General features: G+C 57.1%; 19 protein-coding genes. 13 read left to right on the forward strand and 6 right to left on the reverse strand.

The window, feature by feature from the left end:
* Positions 1-36: 36 nt before the first annotated feature.
* Entirely contained in the window at positions 37-1,935 is a 1,899-nt protein-coding gene (locus AC2FFF_RS06740; protein WP_142635292.1) for an OmpA family protein, read from the forward strand.
* Positions 1,936-2,256 (forward strand): hypothetical protein, encoded by a 321-nt coding sequence (locus AC2FFF_RS06745; protein ID WP_142635291.1) that lies wholly within the window; start codon positions 1,936-1,938, stop codon positions 2,254-2,256.
* A gap of 130 nt (positions 2,257-2,386) precedes the next feature.
* Here AC2FFF_RS06745 and AC2FFF_RS06750 read toward each other — a convergent pair whose 3' ends face one another.
* Together AC2FFF_RS06750 and hemC are read right to left on the reverse strand one after the other, a co-directional pair.
* A complete protein-coding gene (locus AC2FFF_RS06750; protein WP_142635290.1) occupies positions 2,387-2,788 on the reverse strand; it encodes a carboxymuconolactone decarboxylase family protein in 402 nt (133 codons plus the stop codon).
* Positions 2,789-3,257: 469 nt separating this feature from the next.
* Complete coding sequence (hemC, locus tag AC2FFF_RS06755; RefSeq protein WP_271948580.1) at positions 3,258-4,217, reverse strand: hydroxymethylbilane synthase; 960 nt, start codon at positions 4,215-4,217, stop codon at positions 3,258-3,260.
* Positions 4,218-4,324: 107 nt separating this feature from the next.
* On the opposite strand from hemC, the gene hemE reads away from it, so the two are divergent.
* A complete protein-coding gene (gene hemE, locus AC2FFF_RS06760) occupies positions 4,325-5,359 on the forward strand; it encodes a uroporphyrinogen decarboxylase (protein ID WP_271948582.1) in 1,035 nt (344 codons plus the stop codon).
* Here hemE and AC2FFF_RS06765 read toward each other — a convergent pair.
* Positions 5,356-6,450 (reverse strand): CaiB/BaiF CoA transferase family protein, encoded by a 1,095-nt coding sequence (locus AC2FFF_RS06765; RefSeq protein ID WP_281972607.1) that lies wholly within the window; start codon positions 6,448-6,450, stop codon positions 5,356-5,358. The genes hemE and AC2FFF_RS06765 overlap by 4 nt on opposite strands.
* A gap of 154 nt (positions 6,451-6,604) precedes the next feature.
* Here AC2FFF_RS06765 and AC2FFF_RS06770 point away from each other — a divergent pair, with 154 nt between their 5' ends.
* The 6 genes from AC2FFF_RS06770 to uvrC all read left to right on the forward strand — a co-directional run bounded on the left by AC2FFF_RS06770 (position 6,605) and on the right by uvrC (position 13,304).
* Entirely contained in the window at positions 6,605-7,534 is a 930-nt protein-coding gene (locus AC2FFF_RS06770; protein WP_271948586.1) for an ABC transporter ATP-binding protein, read from the forward strand.
* The gene (locus AC2FFF_RS06775) at positions 7,531-8,292 is read left to right on the forward strand and encodes an ABC transporter permease (protein ID WP_271948588.1); all 762 of its coding nucleotides are present in this window, start codon (positions 7,531-7,533) and stop codon (positions 8,290-8,292) included. The genes AC2FFF_RS06770 and AC2FFF_RS06775 overlap by 4 nt, the downstream gene beginning before the upstream one ends.
* A 113-nt stretch (positions 8,293-8,405) precedes the next feature.
* On the forward strand, positions 8,406-9,203 hold the full coding sequence (locus AC2FFF_RS06780) for a S49 family peptidase (protein WP_142635281.1): 798 nt from the start codon (positions 8,406-8,408) through the stop codon (positions 9,201-9,203).
* 168 nt (positions 9,204-9,371) lie between these two features.
* Positions 9,372-10,334, forward strand: coding sequence for a calcium/sodium antiporter (locus AC2FFF_RS06785; RefSeq protein WP_142635277.1), 963 nt, complete (start codon positions 9,372-9,374; stop codon positions 10,332-10,334).
* 16 nt (positions 10,335-10,350) lie between these two features.
* Positions 10,351-11,130 carry an SDR family oxidoreductase gene (locus tag AC2FFF_RS06790; protein WP_271948592.1) on the forward strand — a complete coding sequence of 260 codons (780 nt, stop codon included), beginning with the start codon at positions 10,351-10,353 and terminating at the stop codon, positions 11,128-11,130.
* Positions 11,131-11,420: 290 nt separating this feature from the next.
* Positions 11,421-13,304 carry an excinuclease ABC subunit UvrC gene (gene uvrC / locus AC2FFF_RS06795; RefSeq protein ID WP_496676729.1) on the forward strand — a complete coding sequence of 628 codons (1,884 nt, stop codon included), beginning with the start codon at positions 11,421-11,423 and terminating at the stop codon, positions 13,302-13,304.
* On the opposite strand, the gene AC2FFF_RS06800 is transcribed toward uvrC, so the two are convergent.
* Positions 13,301-14,185 (reverse strand): DMT family transporter, encoded by an 885-nt coding sequence (locus tag AC2FFF_RS06800; RefSeq protein WP_142635271.1) that lies wholly within the window; start codon positions 14,183-14,185, stop codon positions 13,301-13,303. The genes uvrC and AC2FFF_RS06800 overlap by 4 nt on opposite strands.
* 175 nt (positions 14,186-14,360) lie before the next feature.
* Here AC2FFF_RS06800 and pgsA point away from each other — a divergent pair, with 175 nt between their 5' ends.
* Genes pgsA through AC2FFF_RS06815 form a run of 3 tightly spaced genes read left to right on the forward strand, consistent with a single transcriptional unit; the run spans position 14,361 to position 15,726 of the window.
* Entirely contained in the window at positions 14,361-15,029 is a 669-nt protein-coding gene (gene pgsA / locus AC2FFF_RS06805; RefSeq protein ID WP_142635269.1) for a CDP-diacylglycerol--glycerol-3-phosphate 3-phosphatidyltransferase, read from the forward strand.
* A 3-nt stretch (positions 15,030-15,032) separates the two neighbouring features.
* A complete protein-coding gene (gene moaD / locus AC2FFF_RS06810; RefSeq protein WP_281972611.1) occupies positions 15,033-15,278 on the forward strand; it encodes a molybdopterin converting factor subunit 1 in 246 nt (81 codons plus the stop codon).
* Between the two features lie 4 nt (positions 15,279-15,282).
* Positions 15,283-15,726: a molybdenum cofactor biosynthesis protein MoaE gene (locus AC2FFF_RS06815; protein WP_142635265.1), complete on the forward strand. Its 444-nt coding sequence runs from the start codon at positions 15,283-15,285 to the stop codon at positions 15,724-15,726.
* 585 nt (positions 15,727-16,311) lie between these two features.
* Here AC2FFF_RS06815 and AC2FFF_RS06820 read toward each other — a convergent pair.
* On the reverse strand, positions 16,312-17,004 hold the full coding sequence (locus AC2FFF_RS06820) for a Crp/Fnr family transcriptional regulator (protein ID WP_142635263.1): 693 nt from the start codon (positions 17,002-17,004) through the stop codon (positions 16,312-16,314).
* Positions 17,005-17,183: 179 nt separating this feature from the next.
* Between AC2FFF_RS06820 and hemA the strand changes: the two genes are divergently transcribed.
* Positions 17,184-18,407, forward strand: a complete 1,224-nt coding sequence (gene hemA / locus AC2FFF_RS06825; protein WP_281972612.1) for a 5-aminolevulinate synthase — start codon at positions 17,184-17,186, stop codon at positions 18,405-18,407.
* A 56-nt stretch (positions 18,408-18,463) separates the two neighbouring features.
* On the opposite strand, the gene AC2FFF_RS06830 is transcribed toward hemA, so the two are convergent.
* The gene (locus AC2FFF_RS06830) at positions 18,464-18,751 is read right to left on the reverse strand and encodes a cytochrome C oxidase subunit IV family protein (protein WP_281972613.1); all 288 of its coding nucleotides are present in this window, start codon (positions 18,749-18,751) and stop codon (positions 18,464-18,466) included.
* Positions 18,752-18,753 lie beyond the last annotated feature (2 nt).

The raw sequence follows: 18,753 nt of genomic DNA on the forward strand, positions 1-18,753 counted from the left end.
TCCTGCTCAATAACTTCAGGAGTCGTCTGCCCGCACATGCGCCTGCCCTATTTCCTAGCTGCCTCCCTGATATTCCTCGTTTCGGCCAGCCTATCGCTTGTGGCCGCAGGATATGCGGTAACCAAAGTTGAAGAAGCGTCGGAACTCGCCGTGCGGCGTGCGCTTGACCTAAAAGGGCATGACTGGGCCGAAGTCGAATCCGATGGCCTGCGCGTTGTCCTGACCGGCATAGCCATTGACGAAGCAACGCGGTTCAATGCGCTGACCGCAGCCGGGACCGAGGTTGATACCTCACGCGTTATTGACGACATGCAGGTCGCCCCCACCCGGCAACTGGCAGCACCGCGCTTTTCCGCTGAAATTTTGCGAAACGACAGCGGTATTTCGATTATTGGTCTGATACCCGCAAGCCAAGACCGCAGCGAGCTGATCGAAAGGTTGCGCCGGATGGACGGCGACACCGTTTCGGACCTGATGGAAACGGCGGATTACCCTATACCCGAAGGCTGGGACGACGCGTTGAACTATGCGCTCGAAGCGTTGACCCGCCTGCCGCGTGCCAAAATATCGGCCAGCCCCGGTTTGGTGAAAATCACCGCCATTGCAGACAGCCTGCGGGAAAAAGAACGACTGGAACAGAGCCTGACCCGCGCAGCACCTCCCAGTTTGCGAATCGGGTTGTCGATCTCGGCTCCGCGCCCCGTAATCACCCCCTTTACACTGCGCTACCTGATTGATGCCAACGGCGGCCAGTTCGATGCCTGCTCGGCCCAGAATGAAAAAGCGCGGGATGCCATCGTCGCTGCTGCCAAAGAAGCAGGCCTTGCTGGTCCGTTTAACTGTACAATCGGTTTGGGCGTGCCCTCACCCCGTTGGCCCGAAGCGGCAACGCTCAGCATTCGCGCCCTGTCCAAGATTGGTCAGGGTTCGGTCACGATTTCGGATGCGGATATCACGCTGGTGGCGGCGCAAGGAACAGAGGCTGGGGTCTTTGACCGTGTGGTGGGCGAGCTGGAAAATGCGCTGCCCGAGGTTTTCGCCCTGCACGCCGTCCTGCCCGAACCCGAAACCGCCGAATCCACCGGCCCCCCCGAGTTCTCGACCACGCGCAGCCCCGAAGGGCTGGTCCAAATGCGCGGTCGTCTGAGCAATGAGACATCGCGCGACATGGCCGACAGTTTTGCCCGCGCGGCATTTGGATCGGAACAGGTTTATACCGCCACCCGCATCGCCTCCGACTTACCCGCAGACTGGCCGGTTCGTGTTCTGGCGGGGCTGGAAGCGTTGTCTCTGCTGCATAACGGCGCTCTGACTGTTACCCCTGACGACGTTTCTCTCAGCGGGGTCAGCTACGACCCGGACGCCAAAGCCCGTATCGCCGGATTGCTGTCGGAAAAGCTTGGGGATGCAAAAGGTTTCACCCTTTCGATCACCTATCAAGAGCCGCCGAAACCCGCAGACAGCCTGCCCGACCCAGAGCTGTGCGAAGACCAGCTTGCCGAAGTTCAGGCCAGCAGCAAAATCGCATTCGAACCGGGATCGGCCACGGTTGCCGCGGATTCACGCGATACCGTCAATCAGATCGCCGAGATTCTGCGCGAATGCGGCCCCATCCGGATTGAAATTCAGGGCCATACAGATAGTCAGGGCCGCGAAGAGATGAACCAGCAACTCAGCCAGGCGCGGGCTCAGTCGATCCTGAATGAGTTGCGCGGACGCCGCATCCCAACGTCAAGCTACTCGGCCGTGGGATATGGTGAAACGCAACCGATCGCAGACAACGATACCGAGGCAGGCCGAGAAGAAAACCGTCGCATTGAATTTCGCCTGATCCGGCCTGAACCCATTGCCAATTCCGAGACTGGGCTTGAGGCGCTGGAGGCCGAGACAGAGACGTCAGAAGACGCCGCAGATACCGGCGCAGGGGATCAGTAAGTGAACAGAATCGAATTCATCATTGCCACCGCCATCATCCTGTTCGCAGCCTTCTGCATGGGGTGGTTCGCCAACTGGCTGGCCCATCGTCTGTCTCGTGTTCGCCAAAGCGACGTCGCCGATCTGGATCGCATGAGCCAGGAATTGCATGAGGCCGAAGAAACCCGCGATCAGGCCATCACCTATCTGCAACAGCGCGAGGCCGAGCTAACCAATCAGCTCACCCAGACCGAGGCGGAACTGGGCGCTGCCATGGACGGGTTGCGCGCCGCGCGGCAGGAGGCCGAAGAATTACGCGGCCGGATAAACAACGCGGACTAAGAGAACCAGAGGAATCGGCAACTTGCGACACCCGCAAATATAGGGCGCCGTTGTGTGTTTCAGCCACCTGCCAAACCGAGCCCGAAAATCTACTCAGCTTGATGAAGCTTGGGCACAGCTCAATTCATGATCATGTCTCAGAGGTTGTCTCTGCCTCGTCCAGAACCTTGCGCGCGACACGAAAGCATTCCAGCGCCTGCGGCACGCCACAATAGATGCCGATCACGTGAATAATGGCCCGGATTTCTTCTTTGCTGACGCCGTTGCTGATGGCGCCGCGACAGTGGAGTTCCCATTCGTGCATCTTGCCCAGGGCGCCGATCATGGACAGGTTCATCATTGACCGGGTCTTGGCGTCGATCACATCGTCGCCCCAGCCGAAACCCCAGCACCAAGCGGTCATTGCCTCTTGAAACGGCCGGGTAAAATCGTCGGCGGCGGCCAGGTTTTTCTCAACATATTCCGCGCCCAGGGTGCTTTTGCGTTGCTCCAGCCCTCTGAGGAACAGATCTTCGTCGAAAGTCTCGGCCATCTTGGTCTCCGGTAATCGTCACAATGAAGCGGTGTGCTGAAGCACTCTACGCCTCTTACAGGTACTATCAACGCTTGCACTTTACACCGGATAAGAAAATGCGACGGATTTTCTAGCCCCTTGGCACGAGGATCATTCCACTGCCCCGCGCATCCAGTCTTGAAGACAGGCAATTATATGTACTGACATCGCTTCACCAGCGGGCTGCGATTGTGCAAGCGGTTCAAGACGTCGCGGCTATTTGAGACACCCAAAAGTAAACGGGCCGCCGTCTTAATGAGACAGCGGCCCTTACTGACTGAATGTCGGGGTTTGGTCTCGCCCCCTCGAATACCACTTAAAAATGGACAGACTAACAAAAACTTTCGACTTCTTCGAGACCAACCCGATTTCTCAATCGGTGTGCATCCTTAATGCCTGATCTTTGAGAGCGCGACAGTGAACTAGTTCACATTAAATAAATTTATCTTCAATTCTTCCAATCAAAGAACCCGGGGCCGGCCTTTGTCAGTAGTTTTTCGGCCATTGCGCGCGCCATTTCTGCACCATCACCAATCACGCCAGTGGCGTCTTCGGCGATAGAATCAGACCCGTCCGGGCGCAGGACTTCTCCGCGCAGGCGCAGAATGCCACCGCTGATATCAGCAAGCCCGGCAATCGGAGTCTCGCAGGACCCGTCAAGCGCGGCCAGCAAGGCGCGCTCGGCCAAAAGTCGATACCCGGTTTCGCTATGATGAATTGCCTCCAACATCCCTGCAGCACGGGGATCGTCACTGCGGCGTTCGATACCGATTGTACCTTGTGCAATAGCGGGCAGCATATCCTCGGGCGAGATAGCAGTTGCGGGAACGTCGTCCATATTCAGGCGCCGGATACCTGCCATCGCCAGAAACGTGCAATCCGCTACACCATCGGTCAGTTTCTTCAGGCGCGTTTGCACGTTGCCACGGAACTCAACCACATTCAGGTCAGGGCGCCGGTTCAACAGCTGAGCCCGGCGGCGCAAAGACGAGGTGCCAACCACCGCGCCATTGGGCAGGTCATGAATAGAGTTCAGGCTGGGCGAAATAAAAGCGTCGCGCACATCTTCGCGCGGCAGGAACGTGTCCAACACAAGACCCGCGGGCTGTTCGACCGGCATGTCCTTGGTCGAATGCACAGCGATGTCGATATCACCTCGCAGCATCGCTTCTTCGATTTCCTTGGTGAACAGGCCTTTGTTGCCGATCTCTTTCAGCGGGCGGTCCGCGTCGATCATCGCGCGATTGTCGCCGGTGGTCTTGATCACCACGATTTCGAATGCATCTTCGGGCAGATCAAAGGCTGTGCCTAACCGCTGCCGGGTTTCATAGGCTTGCGCCAGCGCCAGGGGCGAACCACGGGTGCCGATTTTCAGCGGTGAGGCGGGTGAAGGCAGGGTCAATGTCATGGACACAGCTTTAGTCGCGTCACATTGCCCTGACAATGGGGGCAGAGCTTGACAAATTGCCGCCGAAGGAAGACCCGTTGCCACAAACCAGACGATTGGGGGCAGAGATGGCCGAAACAAAGAAACTGCTGCGGGCATTGGCAGGACAGGTGCAGGATGTGCCTCCGATCTGGATGATGCGCCAGGCCGGGCGGTATCTGCCAGAATATCGTGCAACGCGCGCGCAGGCCGGGGATTTCCTGTCGCTGTGCTACAATCCCGAGCTTGCGGCCGAAGTCACATTGCAGCCGATCCGTCGCTATGGGTTCGATGCAGCTATCCTGTTTGCGGATATCCTGCTGGTACCACAGGCGCTGGGTGCGGACCTTTGGTTTGTCACCGGTGAAGGCCCGCGTTTGTCGACTATCACGCAGCAATCCGAGTTTGATGCGCTGAAATCGGTCGAGGATATCCACGAAACACTCTCGCCAGTCTATGAGACAGTGCGCATCCTGTCACAGGAGTTGCCGTCCGAGACAACCTTGATCGGTTTTGCTGGCGCGCCGTGGACAGTGGCGACCTACATGATCGCCGGACGCGGCACCCCGGATCAAGGCCCCGCCCATGCGCTGCGCGAGGGGAATACTGCGCTGTTCGAAGCGCTGCTGGACCGGATCACGCTGGCCACGATCGAATATCTTTCAGCCCAGATCGAGGCAGGCGCCGAGGTAGTCAAGATATTCGACAGCTGGGCCGGATCGCTGAAGGGTGAGGCGTTCCGCAAATATGCGGTCGAGCCGTGCCGCGTAATCACCCAGGCCATCAAGGAACGTCACCCCGGCATCCCGGTGATCGGATTCCCGCGAGAGGCCGGAGATGGCTATATCGGGTTCGCCAAAACCACGGGGGTTGATTGCGTCGCGCTGGACAATTCGGTCTCGCCGGAATGGGGCGCCGAGCATGTCCAGGTGGATGGTTGCGTACAGGGCAATCTGGCGTCGTCGCATATGGTGACCGGCGGTCAAGCGCTGGTGGACGAGACCCGGCGGATTGTCGATGCATTCTCCAAAGGGCCGCATATCTTCAATCTGGGTCATGGCATCACGCCCGATGCCGATCCCGACAACGTTCAGCGTATGATCGACGCAGTGCGCAACCGCTAGGCTTTGGGTCGGGCGTCCAGCTCGGCCAATATGTCTTGTGTATGATCTCCGCGGCGCGGGCTGGGTCTGGGCTTCCACTCCCGCTCGGAAAACCGCGGCGCGGCGGCGGCCTGTAGCATACCGTCGGGGGCAAGCCAGATCTGGCGTGCTGTGTTCATGGCATGGTTCTGCGCTTCGGACGGGTTGAGCACCGGTGCAACACAGGCGTCACTTGCTGCAAACAGCGCCGCCCAATGATCACGTGGTTTGCCAGCAAAGATTTCAGCCAGCCGCCGGGTCAGCGCGGGCCAGGTGGAAGCATCATATTGCTGCCGAAATTCGGGATCGCCAGACAGATCCAATATCTGCAGGAACTCGGCATAGAATTTCGGCTCCAGGCACTGCACCGCCACAAATCCACCATCAGAGCAGGCATAGGTTCGGCTCCAATGGGGACCGTCCAGAAGGCTGTGTCCGCGAGTATCTGACAGGTTTCCGGTTTGGCGCAGGCTCATCAGCAGGTTCATCATATGGGCCGAGCCGTCATAAATAGCGGCGTCCACGACCGTGCCCTTTCCTGTGCGTGCCGCATTCAGCAATCCGGCCAGAATGCCCGCGACCAGATACATGGCACCGCCACCGATATCACCCACCAAAGTGGCCGGGGTTTGCGGCGGTTGGTCCGGTTGCGACGCATACCAAAGCGCCCCGGACAGTGCGATATAGTTCAGATCGTGCCCGGCATTCTTGGACAAGGGGCCGTCCTGTCCCCAACCCGTCATACGGCCATAAATCAGCTTTGGGTTCAGATCGCGACAGATATCAGGGCCAAGGCCCAGCTTTTCCATCACACCGGGTCGAAACCCTTCGATCAGTGCATCAGCCGTGGCGATCAGGCGCCGGGCCACATCCAGATCGGCCGGGTCTTTGAGGTTCAGGCTGATCGAGCGCTTACCCCGATCCAGAACTGACTGTTCGGGCATGCCCGGAGTCGCGGCCTGCCCCGTGCGGTGGATGGTGATCACATCTGCACCGAGATCGGCCAACAGCATGGCGGCAAAGGGACCGGGGCCCAAGCCCTCGATTTCGATGATCCGAATTCCACTTAACATACCAGTCCTCCTGCCCGCGCAGGGTTTCGGGGCCAGCCAGGAAATGCAAGCCCGGACTGGAAAGGCCAATTGGAAAGCTGAGCAAAATGTGTGAATTGGGCCTGTTCTGTGGCTAACTCGCAGGGTAGTGTCGCCGCCAGAACGGGGGAGGCGCATGACAACAATTCTGTCCATCAGGGATTTGCGAAAGTCCTATGCCGGAGGTTTTGAGGCGCTAAAGGGCGTGTCTCTGGACATCGAGCAGGGAGAAATCCTGGCTCTGCTGGGTCCCAACGGTGCAGGCAAGACCACGCTGATTTCGACGGTGTGTGGAATAACGACGCCAACCTCAGGAAGCGTGACCGTCGGCGGCCACGATATCCAGACTGATTTTCGCGCAGCACGCCGGATGATCGGTTTGGTTCCGCAGGAGATCGCGCTCGAACCCTTTGAAAAGGTCTGGAACACTGTGCGATTGTCGCGCGGGCTGTTCGGGCTTGGGCAGAACAACGCACGTATCGAAGAAATTCTGCGCAAATTGTCTTTGTGGGAAAAACGCAAAAACGCGATCAAAGAACTATCGGGCGGTATGAAACGTCGGGTTCTGATCGCAAAAGCGCTGGCACACGAGCCGCGTGTTCTGTTTCTGGACGAGCCGACCGCAGGTGTTGATGTCGAACTGCGCAAAGACATGTGGGAAATCGTGGCCGAGTTGAAGCAGGCCGGTGTCACCATCATTCTAACCACCCACTACATCGAAGAGGCCGAGGCCATTGCCGACCGTGTCGGCGTCATCGACAAGGGTGAACTGCTACTGGTTCAGGACAAGGACACTTTGATGGCGCAGATGGGAAAGAAGCAGATCGAAGTCATGCTGACCCAGCCCATTCAAACCGTCCCCGACAGTCTGGCCACACACAATCTCAAACTGAATGGCAAGGGTGACGCGCTGGTTTATACCTACGACACAAATGCCGACCGCACTGGCATCACCACCCTGTTGAACGATGTGGCCGAGGCCGGATTGATTTTACGCGATGTACAAACGCGTCAGTCCAGCCTTGAAGAGATCTTTGTCAATATGGTGTCGGGAGAAGCCACATGAACTGGTCCGCCATTACTGCCATCTACCGGTTCGAAATGGCCCGGTTCTTCCGCACCCTTGCGCAAAGCTTCATATCTCCGGTCCTGTCGACATCGCTGTATTTCGTTGTCTTTGGCACGGCGATTGGCAGCCGGATACAAGAGGTCGAAGGCGTATCCTATGGCGCGTTCATCGTTCCGGGGCTGGTCATGTTATCTGTTGTGACGCTGTCGATCTCGAACGCCTCTTTCGGGATCTATTTCCCAAAGTTTCTGGGAACGATATATGAGCTTCTTTCGGCGCCGGTGAATTTCATCGAGATCGTCATCGGCTATGTCGGAGCGGCGGCGACAAAATCGCTGTTTGTGGGTGTCGTGATCCTTGTGACCTCTGCATTCTTTGTGGATTTGCGTATTGAACACCCGCTTGCCATGGTGACATTTCTAGTCCTGACCTGCCTCAGCTTTTCCTTGCTGGGCTTCATCATCGGCATCTGGGCCAGCAATTTCGAGCAGATGTCTTTGGTTCCGCAACTCGTGGTGACACCGCTGATCTTTCTGGGCGGTACCTTTTATTCGATTTCGATGTTGCCCCCGCTGTGGCAGACCATCACCCTGTTCAACCCGGTCGTCTATCTGATCTCGGGCTTTCGCTGGTCGTTTTACGGCCTAGCCGATGTGCCGATCATGTTCAGCCTTTTAGCCATACTGGCGTTTACCGGCGTGTGTCTAGGCATCATCGGATGGATCTTCAAAACTGGCTGGCGCATCCGGAGTTAGGCCATGGACGGCGTTGCATTTTTGCCCATCACCTTCAGTAAATACGTCCACGCGACCGATAACGGTCAGCCGCTCCCTTGTTTACCGCGTGGGCGCACTCTACATCGGCACCCATGAAGGTCAGCCTGCCGTTTCTCAAAAAACAGCCAACCGTTTCGGTCGTGCGCTTATCGGGTGCAATCGGCATGTCCGGGCGCGGGTCGATGTCTGACACAACTCTGGCACCGGTTCTCGAAAAAGCATTTCGCAAAGGCAAACCTGCCGCCGTCGCGCTTGAGGTCAACTCGCCCGGCGGATCCCCGGTCCAAAGTTCATTGATCGGTGCGCGCATTCAGCGTCTGTCGAAAGAACTGGATGTTCCCGTCTTCGCATTTGTCGAGGATGTGGCAGCTTCGGGTGGCTATTGGTTGGCAGCGGCAGCTGATGAGATTTACGCCGATGACAGTTCGGTACTGGGTTCGATTGGCGTGATCTCTTCGGGGTTCGGCGCACATCTCTTCCTTGAGAGGCAGGGTTTCGAACGGCGAGTGCACACGGCGGGCCATTCGAAATCCATGTTGGATCCCTTTGCCCCGGAAAAACCTGAAGATGTCGCAAGGCTTGAAGGCCTGCTACGCGATATCCACGAGAACTTCACTGCTCATGTCAAAGCACGACGCGGGGCAAAGCTTGAAACGGGTGCTGATCTGTTCACTGGCGAAGTCTGGCTGGCACGCCGCGCGCATGAACTTGGCCTGATCGACGGCATCGCTCATCTCAAACCCAAAATGCAGGACCGGTTTGGCGATAAAGTAAAATTCCGCCGTTACGGGCTGCGCAAGCCATTCTGGTCACGGTTCGGCGCCTCCTTGGCACAGGACGCGGTTGCCGGACTTGAGGAGCGTGCCGCATACGCACGTTTCGGTTTGTAACGTGATTATCAAGATCGTGACCCTCTTTTTGATTGCCATGGGCGTCCTGGCAATGTTCGGCAAACTGCGGTTCCCGGGGCAGAAAAAACTGCAATCCGCAAGATGCCCGCGCTGTCATCGGTTCAGGATCGGTAAAGGTCCCTGTGCCTGCGAAAAAGGAGGCCGCGCATGACGGCATGGCTGTTATCCGGTCTCGGTTTGTTGATCCTGTTGCTGGCGGGTGATGCGCTGGTACGCGGTGCCGTGAACCTCAGCCTGCGGATTGGAGTACCGGCGTTGATCGTTAGTTTGACGATCGTGGCATTCGGCACCTCGGCGCCAGAACTTCTGATTGCAATCAGCGCAATTAAGGAAAACGCACCGGGCATCGCCCTGGGTAACGTTGTGGGGTCGAACACGGCCAATATCCTGCTGGTGCTGGGCCTGCCTGCGCTGCTTGCCACGCTGCACACCAGCGAATGTGACAGCCGCAAGAACTATGTGTTCATGTTGCTGGCAACCGTTCTGTTCATCGGCCTTGCCTTCTGCGGCGTGTTCAACCTGTTCAGCGGCGCGATTTTGCTGGCTGCTCTCAGCTTTGTTCTATGGACCGCCTTCCGAGAAGCCCATGCCCATCGCAAGGCCTGTGGCAAAGCCTGCGCCGAGGATGACGATTTTGATGGCTTGGAAGAAGCCGATCCAGACATGCCCTATTGGAAGATTTCAGTCTACCTGGTGCTCGGACTGATAGGCCTGCCGATGGGCGCACATCTTCTGGTCGACAACGCTACAATCATTGCCCGCACTTACGGCGTCAGCGAGACTGTAATCGGGCTGACACTTATAGCGGTGGGAACTTCCCTGCCGGAACTGGCGACCACAGTTATGGCAGCACTGCGCCGACAAGCCGATGTCGCATTGGGCAATGTTATCGGGTCCAACATGTTCAATCTGTTGGCCATCGTCGGCATTGCAACCCTGTTTGGGCGCATTCCTGTTGATCCAGAATTCCTGCGATTTGATCTTTGGGTCATGCTGGGCGCATCACTCCTTTTGGTCCCTTTTGTATTTTTCAAACGGGATATCACCCGCGGATGGGGAATTCTGTTGACAAGCCTTTACGCGGTTTACGTTATTTCCTTGTTGGTGTGACACAAAGAGAGGCCGCATGACCCGAGCCCTAGTTACCGGTGCCGGAATTCGCCTTGGTAGGGCAATGGCCCTTTATCTGGCCGGGCGTGGCTACGACGTGGCAGTCCATTACGCCTCCTCTGAACAAGAGGCATCTAAGGTTGTCGCTGAAATCAGGGCCCTGGGCCGCAATGCAGTAGCTCTGCAGGCCGACCTGTTAGAAGAAGCAAGCGTGGCTGCCCTGCTGCCACGCGCATCCGAGGCGCTGGGCGGACCCATTACCTGTCTGGTCAACAACGCTTCGATATTTGAATACGACAACATCCACACGGCCACACGGCAAAGCTGGGACCGCCACATGAACAGCAACCTGCGGGCGCCATTTGTTTTGACTCAGGCGATGGCTGAACAGGGTCTGGAACCTGAAACCGATGATGCAGGAGAGCCGCTGGCAACGGGCCTGATTGTTAATATGGTCGACATGCGGGTCCGCAAACTGACGCCCGAATTCATGTCCTACACCGTCGCCAAAATGGGGCTATGGGCGTTGACCCGTACTGCGGCTCAGGCGCTAACCCCGGCGATCCGCGTCAATGCCATCGGACCGGGACCGACGATGCAGGGTCACAGGCAATCCGAAGATCACTTCAAAGCACAGCGCGCCAACACCATTCTGGAACGTGGGTCAAACCCCTCTGACATCACCGCTGCACTTGGGTATTTCCTGGATGCTCATGCGGTCACCGGCCAGATTCTCTGCGTGGATGGCGGACAGCATTTGGGGTGGCAGACACCGGATGTTCTGGGCGTGGAATAACGTTTGGTGCTGGAAGTTTTGCACCGCTCTCATTTCTGTTATCAATCCGTTACAAAAATTTCTTTTTTTTCATACACTTGCCATGTGTAGAAATTTTTACTGTTTAAATTCAATAGACTACATATGTGCCTATTTTTTAAGCAAATCAAGGAATCCTTAATGAAACAAGGGAAAATTCAAGCCCCACAAAAGTTATCTGCACAGTTATCCACAGAATACGTGGATTTGTTTTCCCTTGATCTGAAGCGCTCAAGATTGCAGCCATGGTCAAAGAATCACATATTTTGGCCATGACCTCTCAAGACGACACCAACAGCTCTCAGAATGACGCCCAGTCGACAGGATACGCCTGCATCCAGCGATATGCGAAAACGCTCGACAGTTCACCTGGCGTGTACAGGATGCTGGATGCGGACAGCCGGGTTCTTTACGTCGGCAAGGCGCGCAATCTGAAGGCACGGGTGTCGAACTATACAAGACCGGGACACTCTGGCCGGATCGAGCGGATGATTGCGGCCACGGCCTCGATGATGTTCCTGACGACCCGGACCGAGACCGAGGCGCTGCTGCTTGAACAGAACCTGATTAAGCAGCTCAAACCGAAATACAACGTGCTGCTGCGCGACGACAAAAGCTTTCCCAATATTCTGGTGGCAAAGGACCATGTCTTTCCACAGATCAAAAAGCATCGGGGAGCAAAAAAGGAAAAGGGCGCGTATTTCGGCCCCTTCGCCAGCGCGGGTGCCGTGAACCGAACCCTGAACCAGCTGCAAAAGGCCTTCCTGCTGCGCAACTGTTCTGACTCGATGTTCGAAAGCCGCACCCGTCCCTGCCTGCTCTATCAGATCAAGCGGTGTTCTGGGCCTTGTGTCGGGTTGATCTCGGATCAGGACTACCGTGAAAGCGTCAAGGATGCGGAACGATTCCTGTCAGGCCGGTCGACCAAAGTGCAAGAGGAACTGGCCGAACAGATGATGGCCGCGTCTGAGGCGATGGAGTTTGAACGCGCCGCTGGCCTGCGCGATCGTATCCGGGCGCTGACGCAGGTGCAGACCTCGCAAGGCATTAACCCGCGCGGTGTGGCCGAGGCGGATGTGATCGGCCTGTATATGGACAGTGGGCAGGCTTGCGTTCAGGTGTTCTTCATCCGCGCCAACCAGAACTGGGGCAACAAGGACTTCTATCCCCGCGTCGGGGCAGATGTGTCAGCCGCCGAGGTGATGGAGGCGTTTCTGGGTCAGTTCTACGACAACAAGGAACCACCCCGTCAGTTGATCCTGTCAGATGCCATTGAAAACGCCGACCTGATGCAAGAGGCGCTGACAGAAAAAGCCGGTCGCAAGGTAGAAATCCTTGTGCCCCAGCGTGGTGAGAAACAAGAACTTGTCGCAGGGGCCATACGCAACGCGCGTGAATCCCTGGCCCGGCGGATGTCGGAAAGTGCCACCCAGGCCAAACTGTTGCGCGGGATCGCCGAGGCATTTGATCTGGATGCCCCGCCAAGCCGGATCGAAGTCTACGACAACTCGCATATTCAAGGAACAAATGCCGTGGGCGGCATGATCGTGGCCGGCCCCGAAGGTTTCATGAAAAATGCCTATCGCAAGTTCAACATTCGTGGAGATGACCTGACCCCCGGTGACGACTTTGGCATGATGAAAGAGGTGCTGACCCGCCGCTTTACCCGCCTGCAAAAAGAAGATCCCGACCGTGACAAGGGAATGTGGCCCGATCTGTTGCTGATTGACGGTGGCGCCGGGCAAGTGAGCGCCGTCCATGAGATTATGGCGCAGCACGGGGTCGAGGAGATCCCCATGATCGGTGTCGCCAAAGGCGTTGACCGCGACCATGGTAAGGAAGAATTTCACCGCACCGGCCAAAGGCCCTTTGCGCTGAAACGCAACGACCCGGTGCTCTATTTCATTCAGCGCCTAAGAGACGAGGCCCACCGGTTTGCCATCGGCACCCATCGAGCCAAGCGTGCCAAGGCCGTGGGGGCCACACCGCTGGATGAAATCCCAGGCGTGGGGGCCGCGCGCAAACGTGCCCTGTTGGCTCATTTCGGCAGCGCCAAAGCAGTTGGCCGGGCCAACCTGGCCGATCTGAAAGCGGTCGAAGGGATTTCGGCCGGCTTGGCGCAAAAGGTCTATGATTTCTTCCACGACAAGGGCTAGGCCCGCCGCCCGCGCCAAAGGATGTACAGCCCCGAGGCCACAATCAGCGCGCTGCCGATCCACATGGTCTGGTCTAGTTGCTCGCCGAACAGGAACACGCCCAGACCGATACCGAACAGCAGACGCGTATAGCGGAACGGCGTCACGGCCGAGACCTCTCCGATCCGCATCGCCTTCATAAGCGAGGCATAGGCCATCACACCCATAAGCACCGCACCGGTCAGAAACAGACCGTTGTACAGATCGAGCGGGACGATTGGCACGTCCTCCCACAGGCGATAGGCCAAACCGGCAACGATGATGCTGAGGAAGCCGTAAAAGCCCAAAACCTCGGTCCCCAGTGTCGCCGGGGCTGCGCGGCTGGCCAGATCGCGACCGGCAAAGCCCAACATGCCCAGCACCGCCAGAATGGACAGCGCCGAAAAGCTGTCTCCGGTCGGTTGCAGGATGACTACAACGCCAATCAGACCGATCAGAATCGCGCTCCACCGTCGCCAGCCAACTGTCTCGCCAAAGATCAGCGCAGCGCCTGCGACAACGACCAACGGAGTGGCCTGCAAAATCACAGTAGCTGAGGACAAAGGCGTCAACACAATGGCTAAGACATAGAATAACCGTCCGAATACCTCGAAGACCACGCGCACTTTCATCGGGCGCGACAGGACATCCGGCTGAAACAGTTGCGTGCCGCGCGCCAGTGCAACCGCCGCAAAGACCAGCGCCCCACCCACCCCGAACAGAACCATCACCTGCCAGATCGGTACGGCACCCGAAGCCGCTTTCAACAGCGCGTCTTCCAGCGCAAACCCCGCCATTGCGGCGATCATCCACAGGCTGCCGGTCAGATTTGACCGGGCATCGGTTTGTATATGAGCTGTCATGAGGTGCCTTCTGTCCCGGATACGTGCGGTGAACCTGACCGCAAAAAGAACAAACTCCAAGGGGCATGGACACACCACGCGCTGCCTGCGGCGCTTTGACCAAGTTCATGGGACAAGTACGGTTTTTTGACTGTCTATCTTTTCTGTTGGATTTTAGCGATGTAGGGTCCGCTGCATGAAGTGGAACCTGCCCAATATTCTGACCGTCCTGCGTCTGCTGGCAGCCCCGGGGCTGGCCGTGATGTTTTTGTATTTCACCCGGCCCTATGCCGACTGGTTCGCGTTGATCCTGTTTCTGACAGCCGCCTTAACCGACTGGTTCGATGGCTATCTGGCACGAGCGTGGAAGCAGGAAACAAAAATTGGCGCCATGCTGGACCCGATTGCCGATAAGGCGATGGTGGTGATCGCGCTGATGATCTTGGTCGGGTATTCGGCCGAACACTGGACGCCGTGGCTGGTCCTGCCTGCCACTGTGATCCTGTTCCGAGAGGTCTTTGTGTCAGGCCTGCGCGAATATCTGGGTGATACGGCTGGGACGCTGAAAGTTACCAAACTTGCCAAATGGAAAACCACGGCCCAGATGGTGGCGATAGCCGTCTTGTTTTCTCAGGGCATCTTCGAGCATTACTTTGTGATGGCCAGCTTCGGCATGGACCCAACGCTGATCGACCAGATTCTGACCGGGCAGGAAGACGACCTGAACGGCCTGCGCTGGCATCTTGAAGGGATGTTCTGGTCCAGTCGGATCGGCCTGTGGCTGCTGTGGATCGCAGCAGCGCTGACATTGATCACCGGCTATGACTACCTACGTAAAGCCATGCCACACCTGAAGGAGAACTAAGGGATGGATGTGCTGTATTTCGCATGGGTCCGCGAACGGATCGGCCTGCCGAAAGAACGGGTTGAAACCGAGGCCGCCACCGTATCCGATCTGGTTGCAGAACTTAGCGCGCGCGAGGATCGCTATGCAGCGGCCTTTGCGGATCTGTCGGCCTTACGTGTTGCGCTGGATCAGGAATTGTCGGATTTTGGCGCCCCGTTGGCGGGCGTTCGTGAGGTTGCCTTTTTCCCACCAATGACAGGTGGCTGAGGTCATGCGCATCGTGGTGCAGGAAGACCCGTTTGACCTAGGTACCGAGGCAAATGACTTTGCGGCGGGCGATGCTGCAAATGGCGCAATCGTGACCTTTACCGGTGTTGTGCGTGATCTGGCCACGGGCGATTTGGACGTGATGGAGATTGAGCATTATCCGGGCATGACCGAACGGGCCTTGACCCAGATTGCGCAAGAAGCAATAGACCGCTGGTCGCTGGGCAATGTGCTGGTGATCCATCGGCATGGCAGGCTCGCTCCGGGGGATCGGATCATGATGGTGGCCACTGCCGCACCGCATCGCAAGGATGCGTTCGAGGCGGCCGAATATCTGATGGACTACCTAAAATCCCGCGCCCCCTTCTGGAAGAAAGAAATCACCACCGCTGGTGCGGAGTGGGTTTCGGCCAAGGACGAAGACGAAGATGCACTGACCCGGTGGTAAACACGGGTCCCTGCATATAAGCCTTTGCAACATGCTGTCCGTATCCGGTGCTCACATGCTTATCATCGTGTGCTACAGGATCCGCCAAAACTATGCTGGATAAATGTGTAGGTTTCAGGCAGCCGCTCAGCTTCGGTCAACTCTAGAACCGTAAGCAAAACATCCCGCATGTGGGCAAAGATGTTGAGACAATCTTCCTCCGCCGAAGCCGCAAAAAAAATGACTATCGACAGGAAAGCGGTAATCAACTCTGTCAGAATGCCGGTTCCAATTAGATAGTCGTTGAACGGATTTTTGACATCGTAGAAGCCCCTAAAGGTTAGAGTTTCCCATTCGATTTCGACCCTAAGAACAGACGGAAGATGCCGACTGGAACTTGACGGCATATCACCTCAGCTGCATGGACCCAGCAAGCACCAAAACCAGCTTGTTTTGGAGTTCTGGATTACCTGACGTTGCACAAGGCCCTTATCCGGAAACAGGGAATCGTGTTCACGGGATCGATGCGCATGTCCTAGCCTGAATAAAGAAGCACGTTCTCGGGGCTCTTTGGCGCACCCGGCAAACACCGGCCAATAAATTCGGTCACTTTTCGGAGGGGTCACTCTCTGCATAGTCTCGCAGTACTTGAATGTCCGAGAGCAGGGCATGTGTCCGGTCAATTTTAACGCCAAACGGCTTTAGCCGGGAAAAGGCGCGGCTCAGGCTTTCGGGCTTCATGCCCAGGCGCCCGGCAATCAACATCTTGTCATAGGGCAGCTCGACAACACAGTCCCCCATCTCGGCTTCGCAGAGAGTCAGAAGAAATTCTGCCACCCGCTGTGCGCCGGTCTGGGCCTTAAGCTGCTCAAGCTGGGCGACCAGAGAATGCAGATGGGTAAAGGTAGCTGCCAGAATTGACACCCCAATTTCCGGGTCCTCTCGCATAAGGGACAAAAGGACCGGACTTGGAATGTGCATGATCTCACAGGCCGAAACTGCCTCGGCCGAAACCGGATAGGGAACGTTACGCAAGGCGACCGCCTCGCCAAAGCTTTCGCCGCGGGTGAAAACGCTGACAACTGCTTCGGCACCGGTAGGGGACATGCGAAACAGCTTTACCCAGCCCGACAGAACCACATGAATGGCCTGGGCTTTTTCTTCCTGTAGAAAAATCGTCTCTCCGCGATCATATTTCCGCCAAATCGCGTGGCTTAACAGCGTGTCGATATGATGCTCGGGAAAGCTTTTGAGCAATAGTGACTGCTTGGCGATCGCTTTTAGTGCCTCATGCGCCACGAAGCTTTCCCCTCTTTTCTAGTTGCGTACCCGATCAGTACGTCCGTCCTCTCAAGGCTATGCCAAACCTTCGGCTTCCAAGCCAGCCTTTCCTTTCTGCGGCTTGACATTTGTCATGTTCCGTAGCGGGTCCGGCACATATTCTTGCTGGAAAGCCAGTATTCCCAGGAGTGTTCGAGATGGACTACGAGCGTTTTTTTGGCGAAAGCCTTGAGCATCTGCGCGACGAAGGCAACTACCGCATCTTCATTGATCTACAGCGCCGCTGTGGCGCGTTCCCGAATGCACGCCAGACGGACGGCGCTTTACAGCGCGACGTACGAATTTGGTGTTCCAACGACTATCTGGGAATGGGCCAGCATCCTGACGTAGTCGGGGCAATGCACGATGCACTCGACCGTTGCGGCGCGGGCGCAGGGGGCACACGCAATATCTCGGGCACGACACATGACCACGTTTTGCTGGAACAGGAACTGGCCGACCTCCACGGGAAAGAAGCCGCCCTTCTGTTCACCTCTGGCTATGTGTCGAACTGGGCGGCACTTGGGACGCTGGCTGCGAAGATCCCAGGTCTGATCGTATTCTCGGACGCTTTGAACCATGCCTCCATGATTGAAGGCATCCGCCATTCGCGGGCACAAAAAGTGATCTGGAAGCACAATGATCTGGCGGACCTCGAGGCAAAGCTGGCCGCAGCCGATTCAGATGCGCCCAAGATGATCGCCTTCGAATCTGTCTATTCGATGGATGGGGATATCGCTCCGATCAAAGAGATTTGCGACCTGGCGGATAGATATGGTGCGATGACCTATCTGGACGAGGTCCACGCCGTTGGCCTTTATGGCTCGCGCGGTGGTGGCATCGCCGAACGCGAAGGGTTGATGGATCGCCTGACCGTCATAGAAGGGACGCTGGGCAAGGCCTTCGGCGTGGTTGGTGGTTACATCGCGGCATCCGCTGCCTTGTGTGACTTTGTCCGCAGCTTTGCCAGCGGGTTCATATTTACCACCGCCCTCCCACCCGCAATAGCAGCTGGCGCTGCCGCCTCGATCCGCCACCTCAAGCAATCCAATACCGAGCGCGATCTGCAGAAAACCCGCGTTGCGCAGGTGCGCGCCAAACTGGACGCCGAAGGCATCCCGCATTTGCCCAATCCCAGCCACATCATCCCGGTGATGGTAGGTGACCCGGTGAAATGCAAATTCATCTCGGATACGCTGCTGGAAGAATTCGGGATCTATATTCAGCCGATCAACTATCCGACCGTTCCCAAAGGCACCGAACGCCTGAGAATTACCCCCTCTCCGGTTCATACGAACGAAGATATCGACCATCTGGTCGGTGCCTTATCGGCCCTGTGGCAACGGTGTCAGATCGCGCGAATGCCGATGGCCGCACAATAACTGAGGCGTCCCCGCACTTGGAGAACTGCCGCCCCACGGGGGCGGCTTTTTTCATGTCAAAACAGTGAGAGGCCGAAGATCACCATCGCAAATCCGGTCAGTACATTGGTGAAACCGCTCAGCCAGGCCGGGCTGTGCGTCAGGTCCAGATATCGTGCAAGGATAATGCGGGCTTTGGACAAGGCCAGTATCAAAATGCCTGCGCTCAACACCGGTGAGGACAGGGGGAGTATCGTCAGCAGGGCCGAAGCGGTGCTCAGAACCAACAGGCTGAGCCATGCGCGGGTGAGTGGGTTTGGGAGCATCCAGCGGGAGCTTTTTGGATCCGATGAGGTTTGGGTCATGT

Source organism: Ruegeria sp. YTSA226, from assembly GCF_059609905.1.

Excerpts from the sequence above, each read along its gene's own strand:
- AC2FFF_RS06740 (WP_142635292.1), top strand. The coding sequence starts at position 37 with ATGCGCCTGCCCTATTTCCTAGCTGCCTCCCTGATATTCCTCGTTTCG.
- AC2FFF_RS06750 (WP_142635290.1), bottom strand. The coding sequence starts at position 2,788 with ATGGCCGAGACTTTCGACGAAGATCTGTTCCTCAGAGGGCTGGAGCAA.
- hemC (WP_271948580.1), bottom strand. The coding sequence starts at position 4,217 with ATGACATTGACCCTGCCTTCACCCGCCTCACCGCTGAAAATCGGCACC.
- hemE (WP_271948582.1), top strand. The coding sequence starts at position 4,325 with ATGGCCGAAACAAAGAAACTGCTGCGGGCATTGGCAGGACAGGTGCAG.
- AC2FFF_RS06765 (WP_281972607.1), bottom strand. The coding sequence starts at position 6,450 with ATGTTAAGTGGAATTCGGATCATCGAAATCGAGGGCTTGGGCCCCGGT.
- AC2FFF_RS06770 (WP_271948586.1), top strand. The coding sequence starts at position 6,605 with ATGACAACAATTCTGTCCATCAGGGATTTGCGAAAGTCCTATGCCGGA.
- AC2FFF_RS06775 (WP_271948588.1), top strand. The coding sequence starts at position 7,531 with ATGAACTGGTCCGCCATTACTGCCATCTACCGGTTCGAAATGGCCCGG.
- AC2FFF_RS06780 (WP_142635281.1), top strand. The coding sequence starts at position 8,406 with ATGAAGGTCAGCCTGCCGTTTCTCAAAAAACAGCCAACCGTTTCGGTC.
- AC2FFF_RS06785 (WP_142635277.1), top strand. The coding sequence starts at position 9,372 with ATGACGGCATGGCTGTTATCCGGTCTCGGTTTGTTGATCCTGTTGCTG.
- AC2FFF_RS06790 (WP_271948592.1), top strand. The coding sequence starts at position 10,351 with ATGACCCGAGCCCTAGTTACCGGTGCCGGAATTCGCCTTGGTAGGGCA.
- uvrC (WP_496676729.1), top strand. The coding sequence starts at position 11,421 with ATGACCTCTCAAGACGACACCAACAGCTCTCAGAATGACGCCCAGTCG.
- AC2FFF_RS06800 (WP_142635271.1), bottom strand. The coding sequence starts at position 14,185 with ATGACAGCTCATATACAAACCGATGCCCGGTCAAATCTGACCGGCAGC.
- pgsA (WP_142635269.1), top strand. The coding sequence starts at position 14,361 with ATGAAGTGGAACCTGCCCAATATTCTGACCGTCCTGCGTCTGCTGGCA.
- moaD (WP_281972611.1), top strand. The coding sequence starts at position 15,033 with ATGGATGTGCTGTATTTCGCATGGGTCCGCGAACGGATCGGCCTGCCG.
- AC2FFF_RS06815 (WP_142635265.1), top strand. The coding sequence starts at position 15,283 with ATGCGCATCGTGGTGCAGGAAGACCCGTTTGACCTAGGTACCGAGGCA.
- hemA (WP_281972612.1), top strand. The coding sequence starts at position 17,184 with ATGGACTACGAGCGTTTTTTTGGCGAAAGCCTTGAGCATCTGCGCGAC.
- AC2FFF_RS06830 (WP_281972613.1), bottom strand. The coding sequence starts at position 18,751 with ATGACCCAAACCTCATCGGATCCAAAAAGCTCCCGCTGGATGCTCCCA.